Origin of the sequence: Bacillus clarus, assembly GCF_000746925.1 — a bacterium.
Lineage (GTDB): Bacteria > Bacillota > Bacilli > Bacillales > Bacillaceae_G > Bacillus_A > Bacillus_A clarus.
In genome coordinates this window covers 2,753,911-2,770,086 of record NZ_JMQC01000008.1, presented here as the reverse complement: position 1 = coordinate 2,770,086, position 16,176 = coordinate 2,753,911, and the positions used below count along the sequence as shown (strand labels likewise).

The 16,176-nt window shown below is 34.3% G+C and carries 15 protein-coding genes, 2 pseudogenes and 1 other annotated feature; of the genes and pseudogenes, 4 read left to right on the top strand and 13 right to left on the bottom strand.

Features of this window, described 5'->3' with window-relative positions:
* Window positions 1–19: 19 nt before the first annotated feature.
* Window positions 20–2,980 (bottom strand): SH3 domain-containing protein, encoded by a 2,961-nt coding sequence (locus DJ93_RS30650; protein WP_241484284.1) that lies wholly within the window; start codon window positions 2,978–2,980, stop codon window positions 20–22.
* A gap of 248 nt (window positions 2,981–3,228) precedes the next feature.
* Between DJ93_RS30650 and DJ93_RS33745 the strand changes: the two are divergent.
* Window positions 3,229–3,441 (top strand): annotated as a pseudogene (locus DJ93_RS33745) (LPXTG cell wall anchor domain-containing protein); the annotation flags it as partial.
* Between the two features lie 105 nt (window positions 3,442–3,546).
* Here the strand turns inward: DJ93_RS33745 and proS are convergent.
* Complete coding sequence (proS, locus tag DJ93_RS15090; protein WP_042981667.1) at window positions 3,547–4,977, bottom strand: proline--tRNA ligase; 1,431 nt, start codon at window positions 4,975–4,977, stop codon at window positions 3,547–3,549.
* Window positions 4,978–5,022: 45 nt separating this feature from the next.
* Window positions 5,023–5,231, bottom strand: a binding site (T-box leader).
* A 93-nt stretch (window positions 5,232–5,324) separates the two neighbouring features.
* The gene (locus DJ93_RS15085) at window positions 5,325–5,618 is read right to left on the bottom strand and encodes a YesK-like family protein (protein ID WP_042981665.1); all 294 of its coding nucleotides are present in this window, start codon (window positions 5,616–5,618) and stop codon (window positions 5,325–5,327) included.
* 156 nt (window positions 5,619–5,774) lie between these two features.
* Here DJ93_RS15085 and DJ93_RS15080 point away from each other — a divergent pair, with 156 nt between their 5' ends.
* Together DJ93_RS15080 and DJ93_RS15075 are read left to right on the top strand one after the other, a co-directional pair.
* Window positions 5,775–7,088, top strand: coding sequence for an alkaline phosphatase family protein (locus DJ93_RS15080; RefSeq protein WP_042981664.1), 1,314 nt, complete (start codon window positions 5,775–5,777; stop codon window positions 7,086–7,088).
* A gap of 108 nt (window positions 7,089–7,196) precedes the next feature.
* The gene (locus DJ93_RS15075) at window positions 7,197–8,480 is read left to right on the top strand and encodes an MFS transporter (RefSeq protein ID WP_042981663.1); all 1,284 of its coding nucleotides are present in this window, start codon (window positions 7,197–7,199) and stop codon (window positions 8,478–8,480) included.
* 45 nt (window positions 8,481–8,525) lie between these two features.
* Here the strand turns inward: DJ93_RS15075 and DJ93_RS15070 are convergent, their stop codons facing one another.
* The 8 genes and pseudogenes from DJ93_RS15070 to DJ93_RS15040 form a co-directional block, all read right to left on the bottom strand.
* Window positions 8,526–8,924, bottom strand: coding sequence for a hypothetical protein (locus DJ93_RS15070; RefSeq protein ID WP_042981662.1), 399 nt, complete (start codon window positions 8,922–8,924; stop codon window positions 8,526–8,528).
* 12 nt (window positions 8,925–8,936) lie between these two features.
* Complete coding sequence (locus DJ93_RS15065) at window positions 8,937–9,188, bottom strand: helix-turn-helix transcriptional regulator (protein WP_080743483.1); 252 nt, start codon at window positions 9,186–9,188, stop codon at window positions 8,937–8,939.
* Between the two features lie 128 nt (window positions 9,189–9,316).
* Window positions 9,317–9,448, bottom strand: a pseudogene (locus tag DJ93_RS30645) (MFS transporter); the annotation flags it as partial.
* A gap of 67 nt (window positions 9,449–9,515) precedes the next feature.
* Window positions 9,516–10,097, bottom strand: a complete 582-nt coding sequence (locus DJ93_RS15060; RefSeq protein ID WP_042981658.1) for a TetR/AcrR family transcriptional regulator — start codon at window positions 10,095–10,097, stop codon at window positions 9,516–9,518.
* Window positions 10,098–10,177: 80 nt separating this feature from the next.
* Entirely contained in the window at window positions 10,178–10,321 is a 144-nt protein-coding gene (locus tag DJ93_RS15055) for a hypothetical protein (protein WP_042981657.1), read from the bottom strand.
* A gap of 131 nt (window positions 10,322–10,452) precedes the next feature.
* Window positions 10,453–10,698: a hypothetical protein gene (locus DJ93_RS15050; protein ID WP_042981656.1), complete on the bottom strand. Its 246-nt coding sequence runs from the start codon at window positions 10,696–10,698 to the stop codon at window positions 10,453–10,455.
* Between the two features lie 14 nt (window positions 10,699–10,712).
* Window positions 10,713–11,027: a thioredoxin family protein gene (locus tag DJ93_RS15045; protein WP_042981655.1), complete on the bottom strand. Its 315-nt coding sequence runs from the start codon at window positions 11,025–11,027 to the stop codon at window positions 10,713–10,715.
* A 10-nt stretch (window positions 11,028–11,037) separates the two neighbouring features.
* The gene (locus DJ93_RS15040; RefSeq protein ID WP_042981654.1) at window positions 11,038–11,409 is read right to left on the bottom strand and encodes a DnaJ family domain-containing protein; all 372 of its coding nucleotides are present in this window, start codon (window positions 11,407–11,409) and stop codon (window positions 11,038–11,040) included.
* A gap of 371 nt (window positions 11,410–11,780) precedes the next feature.
* Here DJ93_RS15040 and DJ93_RS15035 point away from each other — a divergent pair, with 371 nt between their 5' ends.
* Window positions 11,781–13,805: a glycosyl hydrolase family 18 protein gene (locus DJ93_RS15035; protein ID WP_042981653.1), complete on the top strand. Its 2,025-nt coding sequence runs from the start codon at window positions 11,781–11,783 to the stop codon at window positions 13,803–13,805.
* Between the two features lie 414 nt (window positions 13,806–14,219).
* Here the strand turns inward: DJ93_RS15035 and DJ93_RS15030 are convergent, their stop codons facing one another.
* Together DJ93_RS15030 and DJ93_RS34410 are read right to left on the bottom strand one after the other, a co-directional pair.
* Window positions 14,220–15,755: an ABC-F family ATP-binding cassette domain-containing protein gene (locus DJ93_RS15030; RefSeq protein ID WP_042981651.1), complete on the bottom strand. Its 1,536-nt coding sequence runs from the start codon at window positions 15,753–15,755 to the stop codon at window positions 14,220–14,222.
* 271 nt (window positions 15,756–16,026) lie between these two features.
* Window positions 16,027–16,158: a hypothetical protein gene (locus DJ93_RS34410; RefSeq protein WP_259300245.1), complete on the bottom strand. Its 132-nt coding sequence runs from the start codon at window positions 16,156–16,158 to the stop codon at window positions 16,027–16,029.
* Between the last annotated feature and the right edge of the window lie 18 nt (window positions 16,159–16,176).

Genomic DNA, 16,176 nt, shown 5'->3' with positions numbered 1-16,176 from the left:
GAAATGATGATGCTTTCTTTTAATAAGAGTTTACAAGATTTACAGACCCAGCTTTTACGTAGACACTATTGTATACTTTATTATCTGAAACGATTTCATAATATGACCCTTGCGGTGTGTTAATTGTTTTCTTAATAGCTACCATAATGTTCCGAGATGTCGTTCCAGTCTGCTCTCCAGCCATACTTTGGAATACTGGAGAACCTGCTGTCAGCGTTCCAAGTCGATATTTATTTAAGTCTTTACTTCCATTCATTGAATCAATTCTATACATAAGTGAGGCAATTTGCTGCCCCCAGTTTTCATCACTTGCATACATAACATTCATGCCTTGCGCCTTATCACCTAAGTTTCCACCATTGTATGTATTTCCACTTGGCGTTAAGTAATGTTTATCTATATATGCAGCACAAAAATCAATGCCTTCTTCCCATGTCTTAAATCCAGTCGCACCATTATATGGGTCTGAGTCTACTGCTCTAAAGCCAAATAAATTTTTCTTATCTTGTGCAATACGACTCGTTCCCCAGCCAGATTCTAAAATTGCATGTGACACTAAGTATCCGGCGTTCATCTCATACTTCTCTGCTGCCCTTACAAAATATTCTCCTAATCCAATAAGTGGGCTATTTGCATTAGATTTTCGTAAGAAATCATCTATCTCATCTCCTGTATAAGTAGATGTTGCACGGAGTGGCATATACTCAAAATATTGATAACTATCTTGTCCCCCAATTTGCTTCTTATCGAAAGCTTCGTAACGCTCTCCTTCTTTTAAATGCTTCTGAGCATTACCAATTTGATACGTTGCATATTTATCATTTGCAGGGTTGTATACATAATGATATAACTTGCCATTTTTAGTTGCATAGTACGATGTTTTTTCACCAGTCATTGCCGGATGTAATGTAACATCATTTATATTCACATAACCTGTCATACCATCAATTTTGACATGAATACGATCACCAGTAGCTTTCACAAATTTCAAGTCGGCCCCACCTTTTACATATGTGAGCTTCTTCCCTGTCGCAATGTCATAAATATTAACAACACCATTTGCACGAACGAAACCTTGCTTCATATTTACAACTTTACCGTCACTTGTAATATAAGCATCTTCTTTCATATTTTGCATAATTCGCGTTGCTTCTACTTCATTTGGCTTCTGTACCTTTTGTGATGAAGTAACAATTTCATAAGAGGATGAACCTTGTTTAACCTTTAAAAACTGTAATGAGACGTAACCTTCACCACCGTTAAAACGGATTTTTGCCCAACCATTTTCTTTTCCCATTATTGTAACAGTCTCTCCATTCTTTAAATGACCAACAGCTGCCATCCCTGTCGATGGGCCTTTACGAACATTTAATAGAGAAGCATTTACAACAGCTCGTTCTTCTGTTACTTGCTCAGGATTCATTGGGTTCGTTGGATTTGTTGAATCTGTACCAAGTGTTACAAATTCTAGCGATACATAGCCTTCTTTTCCTTTGTAACTTATTTTCGCCCAGCCGTTTGCTTTTCCTAATATTGTTACTTTTTCACCATTTTTTAAGCTTCCTAGAATTGAACTGCTTGTATTTGCCTCACTTCTTACTCGCAAGCTTGTTGCGTTGACTTTTCCAACTTCTTGCGTCCCATTTGTAATGTTTTCTGCTGGCTTCTCTTCTTGTTTTCCTGCTTCTAACTTCACAAACTCTAACGATACATAGCCTTCTTTTCCTTTGTAACTTATTTTCGCCCAGCCGTTTGCTTTTCCTAATATTGTTACTTTTTCACCATTTTTCAAGCTTCCTAGAATTGAACTGCTTGTATTTGCCTCACTTCTTACTCGCAAGCTTGTTGCGTTGACTTTTCCAACTTCTTGCGTCCCATTTGTAATGTTTTCTGCTGGCTTCTCTTCTTGTTTTCCTGCTTCTAACTTCACAAACTCTAACGATACATAGCCTTCTTTTCCTTTGTAGCTTATTTTTGCCCAGCCGTTTGCTTTTCCTAATATTGTTACTTTTTCACCATTTTTTAAGCTTCCTAGAATTGAACTGCTTGTATTTGCCTCACTTCTTACTCGCAAGCTTGTTGCGTTGACTTTTCCAACTTCTTGCGTCCCATTTGTAATGTTTTCTGCTGGCTTCTCTTCTTGTTTTCCTGCTTCTAACTTCACAAACTCTAACGATATATAGCCTTCTTTTCCTTTGTAGCTTATTTTCGCCCAGCCGTTTGCTTTTCCTAATATTGTTACTTTTTCACCATTTTTTAAGCTCCCTAGAGTTGAACTGCTTGTATTTGCTTCACTTCTTACTCGCAAGCTTGTTGCGTTGACTTTTCCAACTTCTTGCGTCCCATTTGTAATGTTTTCTGCTGGCTTCTCTTCTTGTTTTCCTGCTTCTAACTTCACAAACTCTAACGATACATAGCCTTCTTTTCCTTTATATTCAATCTTTGCCCAACCATTTGCTTTTCCTAAAACCGTTACTTTTTCATTTTTTTGGACATAACCAATCATTGAACTACCTAAAACTGGGCTATTGCGTACATTCAAACGAGTTGCCGTAACAGTTCCCTCTTCTTTTTGTCCATTATTAATTGTTGGTTGTTGCTGTTTTTGTTCAGCACCTGGGTTTTTACCCGACAATTTTAAAAATTGTAATGAAACATACCCCTCTTTTCCATCGTGAGAAATTTTAGCCCATTCTTTTTCCTGACCTAAAACCTTTACAGTTGTTCCTTGTTTTACTGTCCCTACAACTTTACCTTGAGTTGTAGGTTGTTCACGTATATTTAGGTTTGTTGCATTTACTGTCGCTAAATTATCACTTTCTGCAAAGGCATGAGTCGAAACAAAAGATGCTGCTGTTGCTAGAAATGTACCTGTTATGATTTGTTTTGTTGTTTGCTTCATAATTTTTATAAGAATATAAGCAATCCTATATTCTTCAGCCCTCCCTTTTTTAATTTGTCTTACTATTAATCTTAACATATCATTTTAAAATATTTATTCTGAATATACAAATATAATCATAAAAATTTTATAAACATCTTTTTCTATATATCGGTTTTTTGCATAAAATCCTTTTCCATACGAAATATTACAAAAGGGTGTATTTTATTTTCAGAAGGAAAGCGATGACAAAAATCACAATTTTAGCATTAACACTATCCCTATCCTTTTTTAGTAGTTTAAATGTCGGTCATACCGCTAAACAAGATTTTCACCAAGTAGATAATAATGCAGTCGCACAAGACGGTGATGATTCACAAGAAAATGGCTCCCAAGGCGGTAACAAATCCAAAAGTGGTCAAATAAAAGGAGAAAACACTTCAAAACAAGGTGATAAACTACCTAATACTTCAACTCATTATCCTGCCTCAATTTTAATGGGACTTTCTACGTTCTTACTTGGTATTACACTATTTGTTCGTCGAAAAAAAGTAAAGTAATTAAACAAAAATAATTCATATAAAAAATATAAATGGACTTTGATTTGAAATAGTATAGATTCAATATCAAAGTCCATTTTAACTATCTATAGATAAGAAAAATTATTAATATGCTTTCCCCCAATACACCATATGCTTTGCTTTTTTGTCACAACAGATACATTCTTCTGCTAAGCACTCCTGTTCAAATGGTATACAACGTGAAGATACACCAACTTCTTCTTTTAATTTCTCTTCACAAGCAAGATTTCCGCACCACATCGCCTTAATAAATCCTTGTTTTTCATCAGCTAATTTCTTCATTTCTTCAAAACTTGTCACACTATATGTGCTCTCATCACGAAATGCCTTCGCCTTTTTCAATAAAGAATGATGAATTTCATCAAGTAACGATGTAATACGTTCTTCTAATTGATCCATTGATATGAATTCTTTTTCTTTTGTGTCACGCCTTACAAGTACTACTTGGTTCTTTTCAATATCCTTTGGTCCAACTTCTAATCTAATTGGAACACCCTTCATTTCATACTCATTAAATTTCCATCCAGGTGTTTTATTGCTAGCATCTATTTTTACACGTGCAACCTTTTGAATGCGTCCTTGTAACTCTGTTGCTTTTTCTAAAACTCCTTCTTTATGCTGAGCGATAGGTACGATTACAACTTGTAATGGTGCAACCTTTGGTGGCATAACAAGTCCATTATTATCACTATGAACCATAATAAGTCCACCTATCATTCTTGTTGATACACCCCAAGAAGTTTGATGTACATATTGCCACTTACCATTACGATCTAAAAACTTAATATCAAATGCTTCAGAGAAGTTCGTTCCAAAATTATGAGATGTTCCTGTCTGAAGTGCTTTTCCATCATGCATTAAGCTTTCAATCGTATAAGTCGCTTTCGCTCCTGCAAATTTTTCTTTATCTGTTTTTTGTCCTTTAATAACTGGAATTGCTAAATACTCTTCACAGAAGGAAGCATATAAATTTAAAATATTTAATGTTTCAGTTTGAGATTCCTCTGCGGTTTCATGAATTGTATGACCTTCTTGCCATAAAAATTCAGTTGTGCGAAGGAACGGTCTTGTCGTTTTTTCCCAACGAACTACTGAACACCACTGATTATATAATTTCGGTAAATCATTATAAGATTGAACAATTTTTGAAAAATGCTCGCAAAATAGCGTTTCAGATGTCGGACGTACACAAAGTCTTTCCGCCAGTTTCTCATCTCCACCATGCGTAACCCATGCTACTTCAGGAGCAAAACCTTCAACATGATCCTTTTCTTTTTGCAGTAAACTCTCTGGAATAAACATTGGCATATATACATTTTCATGACCGGATTCTTTTAATTTTTCATCCATCACTTTCTGCATATTCTCCCACAATGCATAGCCATATGGACGTAAAATCATACAGCCTTTCACACTTGAATAATCAACAAGCTCTGCTTTTTTTACAATATCGGTATACCACTGCGCAAAGTCTTCCTCCATCTTTGTAATGGCCTGTACTTGTTCTTTTGCCATAATCATTTTTCCTCCTTTTGAAAATAAAAAAAGCCCGTGTCCCCAAATAGGGACCGAGCTTTGCCGGCGTTACCACCCTGATTCATACACAAAAAACTGAGTATGCTCTCTTTTTGATAACGGGAATTTCCCGCTGCATATGCAGAACTCAAAGGTAGGTTCCATATCGCCTTTTTAAGAATCTTTCAGCCAAAGGGATTCTCTCTCTACAAAAAAAGGTGAGACATGTACTAGTCCTTTTTCATCGTTATAACGAAATAAATTTGTTGAATATCATAATATAGATTTTATTTCAAAACAAGAGTTACTTTTCTTATTTTTATATATTCTTTTCATTTATTTTTGTTTTATACGTAGCTTTTCCTAAACACTTTTACCATTTGGTGAGCAATCATTCCAATAAGTGTACCGATTAAAACAAAGAAACAAATAAATCCATAACCCATTCCTTCCCATCCTCCAATAACGATCATTGTAACAGGAAAAAATGCTAAACAAAGAAGTATTACAATAAGGGAGAATATAATATCAAACTGTTTATTCGGAAAACGTCTCTTTAGTAAATATGAAATAGCAAATACAAGGAAAATGGTAATACCTCCGATGATATAAAATATACCAAAGCCATCCATCCAATCCATGCTATTCCCTCCTTCCATTCATTTCCGTATAATAATTATTATATGTTTAATTTTTCTGAAAATAAACAATAAATTTTATTCAAAAACGTATTTTTATTACTAGGTATTAATAGTAATATATGAGAATAGGTTTTATATAATCGGGAGGTCTACTCTATGAATAAACCATTAACGAATCGTGTCATTATTTTATCTTTTGACTGTTTATCAGCTTTAGATTTTCCTATATTACAAAAACTTCCTCATTTCCAATATTTAATAAATAAGGGTGCGATTGCGAAAAAAGTAGAGCCGATTTATCCTTCTGTAACATATCCGAGCCATACAACCATCGTAACCGGCAACTACCCTAATAAACATGGTGTTGTCAACAATACGTTACTTCAACCAGGCCGTGAGTCACCAGATTGGCATTGGTATCGTAAATCTATTAACGGAACAACATTATATGATGAAGCACACAAAGCCAATTTAACGACAGCAGCGCTTCTATGGCCTGTTACTGGTAGAGCAAAAATTGATTATAATTTACCAGAAATTTTCCCAAATAGACCGTGGCAAAATCAAATTTTAGTTTCATTATTTAGCGGTAGCCCACTATATCAACTAGATCTGAATCATCGCTTTGGTCATATAAGAAACGGATTGTCACAACCTGAGCTTGATGATTTCGTTCTCGCTTCTGCTGTGCATACAATTCATACAAAAAAGCCTAATGTGATGTTCGTACACTTTACTGATTTAGACACACAGAGACATTATCATGGCTTTTCTTCTAATGAAACAAAAGCCGCTATTCATAGACACGATGAACGTTTAGGAAAAATTATTCATGCATTAAAGGAAAGTGGTATATATGAGGAAAGTACAATTATTGCACTCGGTGACCATAGCGCTTTAAGTGAAAATAAAGCAATTCAATTAAATGTTCTCTTCCATCAAAAAGGACTCCTATCCGTAAATAAAAAAGGAAAATTGATAGATTGGAAAGCTTATTGTCAAAGCTGTGATGGATCTGCCTATGTACACGTAAAAGATAAAAATGATACCGAAACTATTAGAGAGGTTCAACTTCTTCTTGAAGAGCTTCTTCAAGATAAAGAAAGCGGTATTGAATTTATCCTTCATGATGAAGCTGCAAAAGAACGCGGTGCCGATGGCAATTGCTTATTTATGATAGAAGCCAGAGAAGGGTATTATTTCATTGAAAATTATGTAGGTGATTTCATAAAAGAAATTACTAGAGAAGATGTAACTTCTAGTAAAAAGTATACGTTTGGTACACACGGATACTCTCCAACAAAACCTAACTATGAAACAATTTTTATGGCCGCTGGAAAAGGAATTCGAAGCGGGGTTATCGTCCCATATATGAGGCTCATCGATGAAGGCCCTACTATTGCACGATTACTCGGTTTGCACTTAGGTGAAACAGATGGAACCGTCATAGAGGATTTACTTCAATTGTAAAGAAATGTGTATATATGTAAAATCTATGTAAAAATTAACCTCGTTTCTCTTTTTACAATTTTTATTTTTGTACACTATTATTAGAACAAATTTAAGGAGGAACATTATATGAAAAAAATGTCCAGACAAGAAAAAAGCTGGATATTGTATGATTGGGCAAATTCGGTATATTCGCTCGTCATTACAACTGCATTATTTCCGATTTACTTCAAAGCAGCCGCAAAAGAAGCTGGACTATCTGGAGCAACTTCAACAGCCTTTTGGGGATATGCAAACTCGTTCTCCACACTTTTAATTTCTATACTTGCTCCTATCCTTGGCACAGTTGCTGATTATAAAGGATTTAAAAAACGCTTTTTCACATTCTTTTTTGGACTCGGTATTATTTTTACAAGTATGTTAGCTGTTGTTCCAACATCTCAGTGGTACTTATTATTAGGATGTTATATGCTCGCGCTAGTCGGATTTGCTGGAGCAAACATTTTTTATGATGCATTTTTAGTGGATGTTACCTCTAAAGATAGAATGGATCGTATTTCAACGAGAGGCTTTGCATTAGGGTATATTGGAAGTACGATTCCTTTTATCGGTTGTATCGCTCTTATTATCCTTGCACAAAAAGGGACTATCCCCTTATCTGTTGGCATTGCTAGTCAAATTTCCTTTGCAATTACAGCTCTTTGGTGGGGACTATTTACAATTCCAATGCTCAAAAATGTGGAACAGATAAACTATATTGAACGTCATCCAAAACCAATTACAATGAGCTTTAAACGACTTGCTAGCACTTTTAAAAATATTAAAGAATACAAAACTATATTTATATTCTTAATCGCTTACTTTTTTTATATTGATGGCGTAGACACAATTATTACTATGTCCACTGCTTATGGAACAGACCTTGGTATTAGTGCAACTAACCTATTAATCATTTTATTTGTAACACAAATTGTCGCTTGTCCATTCGCTTTACTGTACGGAAAACTATCAGAAACATTTACCGGTAAAAAAATGCTATATGTCGGTATTATTATTTATATCATCATTTGCACATACGCTTATTTCTTAAAAACAACGCTTGATTTTTGGATTTTGGCCATGCTAGTAGCTACTTCCCAAGGGGGTATTCAAGCACTTAGCCGCTCTTATTTTGCAAAACTAGTACCGAAAGAGTCCGCGAATGAATTCTTTGGATTTTATAATATCTTTGGTAAATTTGCAGCAATTATGGGTCCGGTATTAGTAGGTATCACAACGCAATTAACAGGAAAAACAAACGCTGGTGTACTTAGTATTATTGTGTTATTTATTATCGGCGGAATTCTTTTAACAAAGGTACCTGAAAATGATACTTCCGTTACAACACCTACTCCTAACTCTAAAACAATATAATAAAAACATCCTCTTCTCTTATGAAGAGGATGTTTTTATTCGTTTTCACCGATAACGCTTTACAATTAAAAACTCTACAGCTGGCTTTACAACTATGGCAGCACATAAAGCAAATAAAAGTGGTATATGATGAAAATCAATCCATGTATTAAAACCAACTGAGGCAAAAAACAAACCGAAAATTAAAATGACTAATACGTAATATGTAATATTCGTACTTGTTTTTAATACATGTTTCTCTAAATCCTCTTGTTGTTCTTCCACATCTATTTCATCAACATTATACAAAGTTAAATATTTAAAAATATAGTGTAATGCTATACTACAAAGAAACAAAGCATACCAATTCACTCGAAGCTCAGTTAACCAATAGTAAAGTGCAAATGCAAGTGCACATACTCCGACAAGGAGCATCATACAAAAACTTATTTTACTCTTCCCCAACGATTTCTCCCCCTACTGCTTATACAAAAATAATTTATCGACAGTTGTTCCTAATACTTCGGCTAAACGAAATGCTAACGCTAAGCTTGGATCATATTTATTATTCTCAATTGCATTTATCGTCTGTCTTGAAACTTTACACTTATCAGCTAATACACCCTGTGAAATATTATTTTCAGTGCGTAATTCATAGATTTGATTTTTCACACCATTTCTCCTAACCTGTAAAATCTTTTTTACAACATCAGTATATAGTTGGTACATTTCATTGTCAAAAGATTCCCATAAGAAAAAGGAGCAGTTCTGCTCCCTTACAATGGCTATTTCGAAGCTAATGAATGATTTCGTTCCTCTTGATTAGTAGCCTCTTCTTTCTTTATTTACATACGTAAAACTAGATCATTATTCGTTCGCTCCATTATGAAATACAAAAGAACCATATTTCTAATCCAAATTGCGAATTGCTGTAAAATATCAGATGCCATAACGAGCATAAATGCTCGATTTTTAAATAAAGCTTTCATTTTCACTCCTCCTTTCATAAACCGACCGTTCAGTCTAATTTGTTTTATAAGAAAAGCCGCTGACTTATTATTCAGCCGCCATCCCTTTTAACAATACATCTATTGCCTTTTTATAAATTCGTTTTAACTCTTTATAATCTAACTCATAGTAAAGTACTCCAAGCCCTGATAATAATCCGTTTACAATATACATAAGGTCGCGAGTATTATCTTCACGGAATTCTCCGGATTGTATACCTGTTCCAATTAATTTCTCAAAAATACCATATGATTCTCTTGTTAAAGCTAGCATTTCATCTAAAATCTCTTTGCTTACAACTTGGCTCATAGAAAACTCTTCTATTGCACTAGAAATTGGTTGCTGTATGTCTTCTACATAATATTCTGCGAGACCATATAATTTCTCAATATTAGTAACATACAACTTCTCTTTTTCATTCCATTTTTCAAGCCAATCATACGTATGCTGTTTTACTACAAATAAAAATAATTCTTCTTTACTTTTAAAATGATAATAAATACTTCCTTTACTTCGCTCTGTAATTTCACAAATTTCTTCCATAGATGTAGCTGCATAGCCTTTTCGTGAAAACAGACTTTCTGCTTTATATGCAATTTCTTTCTTTATCTCTTCTGCGCTTCTTCTCATACTCACACCTCTTTAAACCGACCGTTCAGTCTAATAATAACAAATGAAAAACCTCTTTCGCAAGAGGCTATAGTCCTTATTTACGAAAACGTATTTTCAAACCAAACTCGAATCATATGTATTGTTCCAAATTTAAACCCTAATTTAACAAGAAATACGCCTCCAGCAACTAATACAAATAATGCTACTTTCCCTTTATTTTTCACTTTCGGTTCCCTTCCCATTTCCATTCCCCTTTTAATAGCTTTTATAAAATTTTAATCAAACGTTTGTTTAACTGTTATTGTGCATATGCAAGCCAACTAATCAAACGTTTGTTTAAAAAGAAATACGCCCCCTATAGGGCGTACTTTCATCAATCACCGCCACCGCAGCTACCTCCACTGTCTCCACCAAAGGATCCTCCACAGTCATGTGAGCCACCGCTATCATGTGAACTCTCACCGTCAGATCCAGCAAAGAAAAATAGTGGTGACGAAGTGTTAGATGTATTATGCATATTACTCTTTTTAATAAGGTTTACTTTTCTGTTATTTGATCTAACTGCTGTTACAATCATACCGATTACAACAAAAAATAATAATGCTATTATAAATTCCATATAAAAACCCTCCCTTATCTTTCGAATAGTTGCAGTACTCTCTCTATATTTTCAAGTGAAATAAATCGCGATTCACGAAGAATCTCTTTTCCTTCATGAAATAATAGAATCGTTGGTCCTGTAAATACTAAATATTGACCTGAAATCTCTTGCATGTCTTGTAGTAAAATCTCTACTTTCTTCACATAATCGTAATCCTCTAATACATAATTTACTTTCCTTAACATTACATCACAAACACCGCAATTTTCGGTTTTAATAAATAGAAGTACCAATTGTTGTTCTTTAATATATGCTACTAATTCTTCTAATGTTTGGAATCTTTTCATGTTATCCCTCTTAGCGTAATTTACGATATACTTTGTCTTGATACATACGAAATACCGAATTACCTTGAATTTTTCGCTTTTCCATTAACTGCTCGAAACGCAGCGTTTTTGCCGTTAGCTCTTCTCGTAATTTTATTCTCTCCACCTCATCATAACAACAAGCAATCAAATCCTCTATTTTCAATATATCTTTTTGCAATTCCATCTCCGCTGGAATCATTCCTGCATTTTTTAATATTTTATAGCTCATTCTTAGGTCTGGAGGTACCATTGAAAGGTCTTCTAATTGCAGTGGCTTTCCTTTTCCAGGAATATTATCAAGATCCCCATTACGGATTGCTTGACGAACTTTTTCTTCAGCAATGCTCAAGAAAACATCCACGTCATTCCCTCCTTACATATTTTTACTATTATTTTACATGAAATTTCATCCTATCGCTACGTTATTAAGTAATCGTCCGATACAATTCTTTCTCAAATTTTTTATAAGAAACGAAATTTCTCCTCTCTTTTGTTTCATCCTTATAGATAATTTGCATTATTGCCTTCTTTATATTGAGAAAGTCTGCACCCTCAAATAAAGCGTTTACACTAAATCTTACATTTGTTACGATGAAATCACCCCCAACTCACTTGTATAGACTTCGTGATGTCTGTTCTTTTTTTATCTAGACGTTCATACGTCTAGATTCATTTTGATTTATTGGCAAATGCCTTTAAATATATCTTTTTATTTTGAAAGGGGAAATGACTATGAGGTCAAAAAAACTTACACTACTATTCCTATCTCTGCTACTCTTCTTACCTCTTTTTCTTACAAACTTTATTACTCCTAATCTCGCATCAGCTGATTCACCAAAAACAAACCAAAAAATTATTGGGTACTTTCCTTCATGGGGTATCTACGGTCGTAATTATCAAGTTACTGATATCGATGCATCAAAACTTACTCATTTAAACTATGCTTTCGCCGATATTTGCTGGAATGGGAAACATGGAAACCCTTCTACACATCCCGACAATCCTAATAAACAAACGTGGGCATGTAAAGAGTCCGGCGTACCACTGCAAAATAAAGAAATCCCTAATGGTACTCTCGTACTAGGCGAACCTTGGGCTGATGTCAATAAATCTTTTCCTGGTTCAGGAACAACTTGGGAAGATTGTGATAAATATGCCCGCTGCGGAAATTTCGGTGAATTAAAACGATTAAAAGCTAAATATCCTCACTTAAAAACCATTATTTCAGTTGGGGGCTGGACTTGGTCTAATCGTTTTTCTGATGTAGCCGCTGATGAAACTACTAGAAAAGTATTCGCAGAATCTACAGTAGCTTTCATTCGTGAATACGGATTTGACGGTGTCGATTTAGACTGGGAATATCCAGGTGTTGAAACGATTCCGGGAGGTAGTTATCGACCGGAAGATAAACAAAATTTCACCCTTCTTCTTCAAGATGTAAGAAATGCTTTAAATAAAGCAGGAAAAGAGGATGGAAAAGAATACTTATTAACAATTGCCTCGGGCGCAAGTCAACGTTATGCAGATCATACAGAACTAAATAAAATCTCTCAAATCGTCGACTGGATTAACATTATGACATATGATTTTCATGGTGGATGGGAAGCGACTTCTAATCATAACGCAGCGTTATACAAAGACCCTAACGATCCAGCAAGTGATACGAAATATTACGTAGATGGAGCTATAGAAATTTATAAAACTGAAGGGGTTCCAGCAGATAAACTTGTATTAGGTGTACCTTTTTACGGCCGTGGCTGGAAAAGTTGCGGAAAAGATAATAATGGACAATATCAACCTTGTAAACCAGGTAGTGATGGAAAACTAGCTTCTAAAGGAACTTGGGATGATTATTCTACAGGTGATACAGGTGTATATGATTACGGCGATTTAGCGGCTAATTATGTAAATAAAAATGGCTTTGTACGCTATTGGAACGATGCAGCTAAAGTACCTTATTTGTACAATCAAACTACAGGAACGTTTATTAGCTATGATGATAATGAATCTATGAAATATAAAACAGACTATATAAAAGCAAAAGGACTAAGTGGTGCAATGTTTTGGGAACTGAGTGGTGATTGCCGCACAAGTCCAAAATATAGCTGTAGTGGTCCAAAATTACTAGATACGTTAGTAACAGAATTACTAGGTGGACCGATTAACCAAAAAGATACCGAAGCGCCAACCAATGTTAAAAACATTACTATTACAAATAAAAACTCAAATTCAGTTCAATTAAACTGGACTGCATCCACTGATAACGTAGGAGTTACTGAATATGAAGTTGCTTCTGAAGTCGAAAAATGGACTACGAAGACAAATAACATTACAATCAAAAACTTAAAACCTAATACAGAATATACCTTTTCAGTCATAGCAAAAGATGCTGCTGGGAATAAGTCACAACCTACTTCTATTACTGTCAAAACAGATGATGCTAATACAACACCGCCTGGTGGAAATGGTAATGTGACATTTTCAGTCACTTCAAATTGGGGAAGTGGTTATAACTTCTCTATTATCATGAAGAATACCGGAACGACACCTATTAAAAACTGGACATTAGAATTTGATTATAGCGGCACTTTAACACAAGTTTGGGATTCTAAAATTGTTAGTAAAACAAACAATCATTATGTCATTACTAATGCGGGATGGAATGGTGAAATTCCTCCTGATGGAACAATTACAATTGGTGGTGCTGGAGCAGGAGTTCCAGCAGAAATTCTCAATACTATTATAAGCAGTAACTAACATTTCACTCCCCTTAATAGAGATAATATTCTTCTTTATTAATGGGAGCTTTCTATAGATCATTACTTTCTCCTAGTTTCAAGCTAGAAGTTTCATACGAAATCTCCTCGACACCAACTTTTTATTTTCAAGATTCATTTTATAATCAAACTTATGTAACGATTTATTTCTATAGTTAAATTCCAATGTGAACTTCTTGTTAATCTTACATTAATATCCTGTAAATACCCTTGTTTTCCAATGAAAATCACATTATTCTTTACTTACAGGAACAATTGTAGAAAATGCACGCTTATACGCGCACCATAAGAGTTCTTTTTCTACAATTTTTCGTTTAGGAGTTCTCAAAAATCATGTTAATCAAAAAAGAGGCATTAACCTTTAAAAGTTAATACCTCTTTTCTGTAATTTGTATTATCTTAAGCCCCACTCTTCTATATTCCATATTTTCGTAATCCACTTTTCATAAAAAGAAGGCTCGTGCGAAACAATTAAAATAGTTCCTTTGTATCGATTCAACGCCTCCTGCAAGGCTTCCTTAGTCTCTATATCCAAATGATTAGTTGGTTCATCCAAAACTAAAACATTGCTTTTAGATACGATAAGTTCACATAAACGGACTTTCGTTTGTTCTCCACCACTTAATGAATGGCTAGGTTTTAAAATATGTTCTTCCTTTAATCCACACTTTGCTAAAGCTTGCCGAATTTCTTTTCGTGTCATATCCGGACGTCCTGACCATATTCGCTCTACTGCTGTTATCTCTGTAGCAAATTCCTCTTGTGCAAAATAAGCTGGTTTTACCCGTTCTCCAATATAAACGGAACCATTTAATGGTTTTATTTTTCCTAGTAATGTTTTTAATATTGTTGTTTTTCCTATTCCATTATGGCCAACAATTGCAATCTTTTCGCCTTTTTTTACTTGCAAATTAATTTCTGGAAAGAACGGTTCTTTATAGCCGATTTGAATTTTCTCCGCCTGTAATATACGGCTCACCGGTTCAATGTGCACTTGAAAATCAAAACATGCACGAGATACATCATTAGGTTTTCCAACCTTTTTCATTTTCTCCAATACCTTTTCACGACTTTTTGCTTGCTTTGCTTTTCGAACTTTATTTTTCCGAATAAAGCTCTCTAAATGTGTAATCTCTTTTTGTTGTTTTGTATATGCCAATTGTAATTGCTTCTTTTGTAGTTGGTAGCTTTGCAAAAATTGTTCATAATTCCCTGAATAGCGTTTAATGATTTGTTCTTCTAAATGATAGATGCCGTTCGTAATATTATTTAAAAACACTTCATCATGCGAAATAACAATATAAGCATTCTCATACATTTTTAAATAGGTTTGTAACCATTCTATATGAACTGCGTCTAAATAGTTTGTCGGCTCATCTAACAATAAAACATCCGCCTTCTCCAAAAGAAGTTTCCCAAGTAATAACTTTGTACGTTGGCCCCCACTTAATTTTGAAACGTCCTTTTCCATACCTAACTCAATCAAACCTAAACCGCCCACTACCTCTTCAATTTCTGTATGAATTTGATAAAAATTAGAACTTTCGAGTATACTTTGTAGCTCTCCATACTGTACTAATAATTTTTCTAATTCATTTGTTTTCGCCATCTCTTCCGTGATTTCTAGCATTTCACGTTCAATTGTATACAAATCCGAAAATGCACTTTGTAAGTAGTCCTCAATCGTTACCCCCTCTTGTAAATCCGCATGTTGCTGTAAAAAGCCAATTTTCACACGAGGAAACCATTCAACTATTCCATCATCATGTATCATTTCACCTGTTAACAGACGCAATAATGTTGATTTTCCTACGCCATTCCTACCTACAAGTCCAACATGTTCACCTTTTAATAATCGAAAACACGCATTATATAAAATCGTCTTCTCTCCATATGAATGCCTTAAATTTTCTACTGTTAATATACTCATTTTTGCTCTCTCCTTTACTTATGACTAACAAGCCAAATAGAGAGAACAGCAAAATAAAGACCCTATTTAATTGTTTATATAAGAAAATGGGTAAGGTGAATACACCTTACCCATTACAATTCATTATCGTAAAAAAGGATTAAGGCTCTTTATCTACTGTCTTCAATTTAGCTTAATCTTTAAAAATGGGCAGACTCCTCCCATATCAAGCTAAAACCATTTGAAGCACAGTTGATAAATTCATCTTATCCTTTCACTCCTTTAATATTCATTATTTCTTTATAATACTAGTGTAAGCGAATCTCTTATATTCTATTCTCGTTTTTTTCTTATGTTCCTTTTTATTATTTTCATTTTCTGTAAACATTTCTTTATACAGATTTTCTAACGCATATCGTTTCATCATTTTTCCTTCTAAATA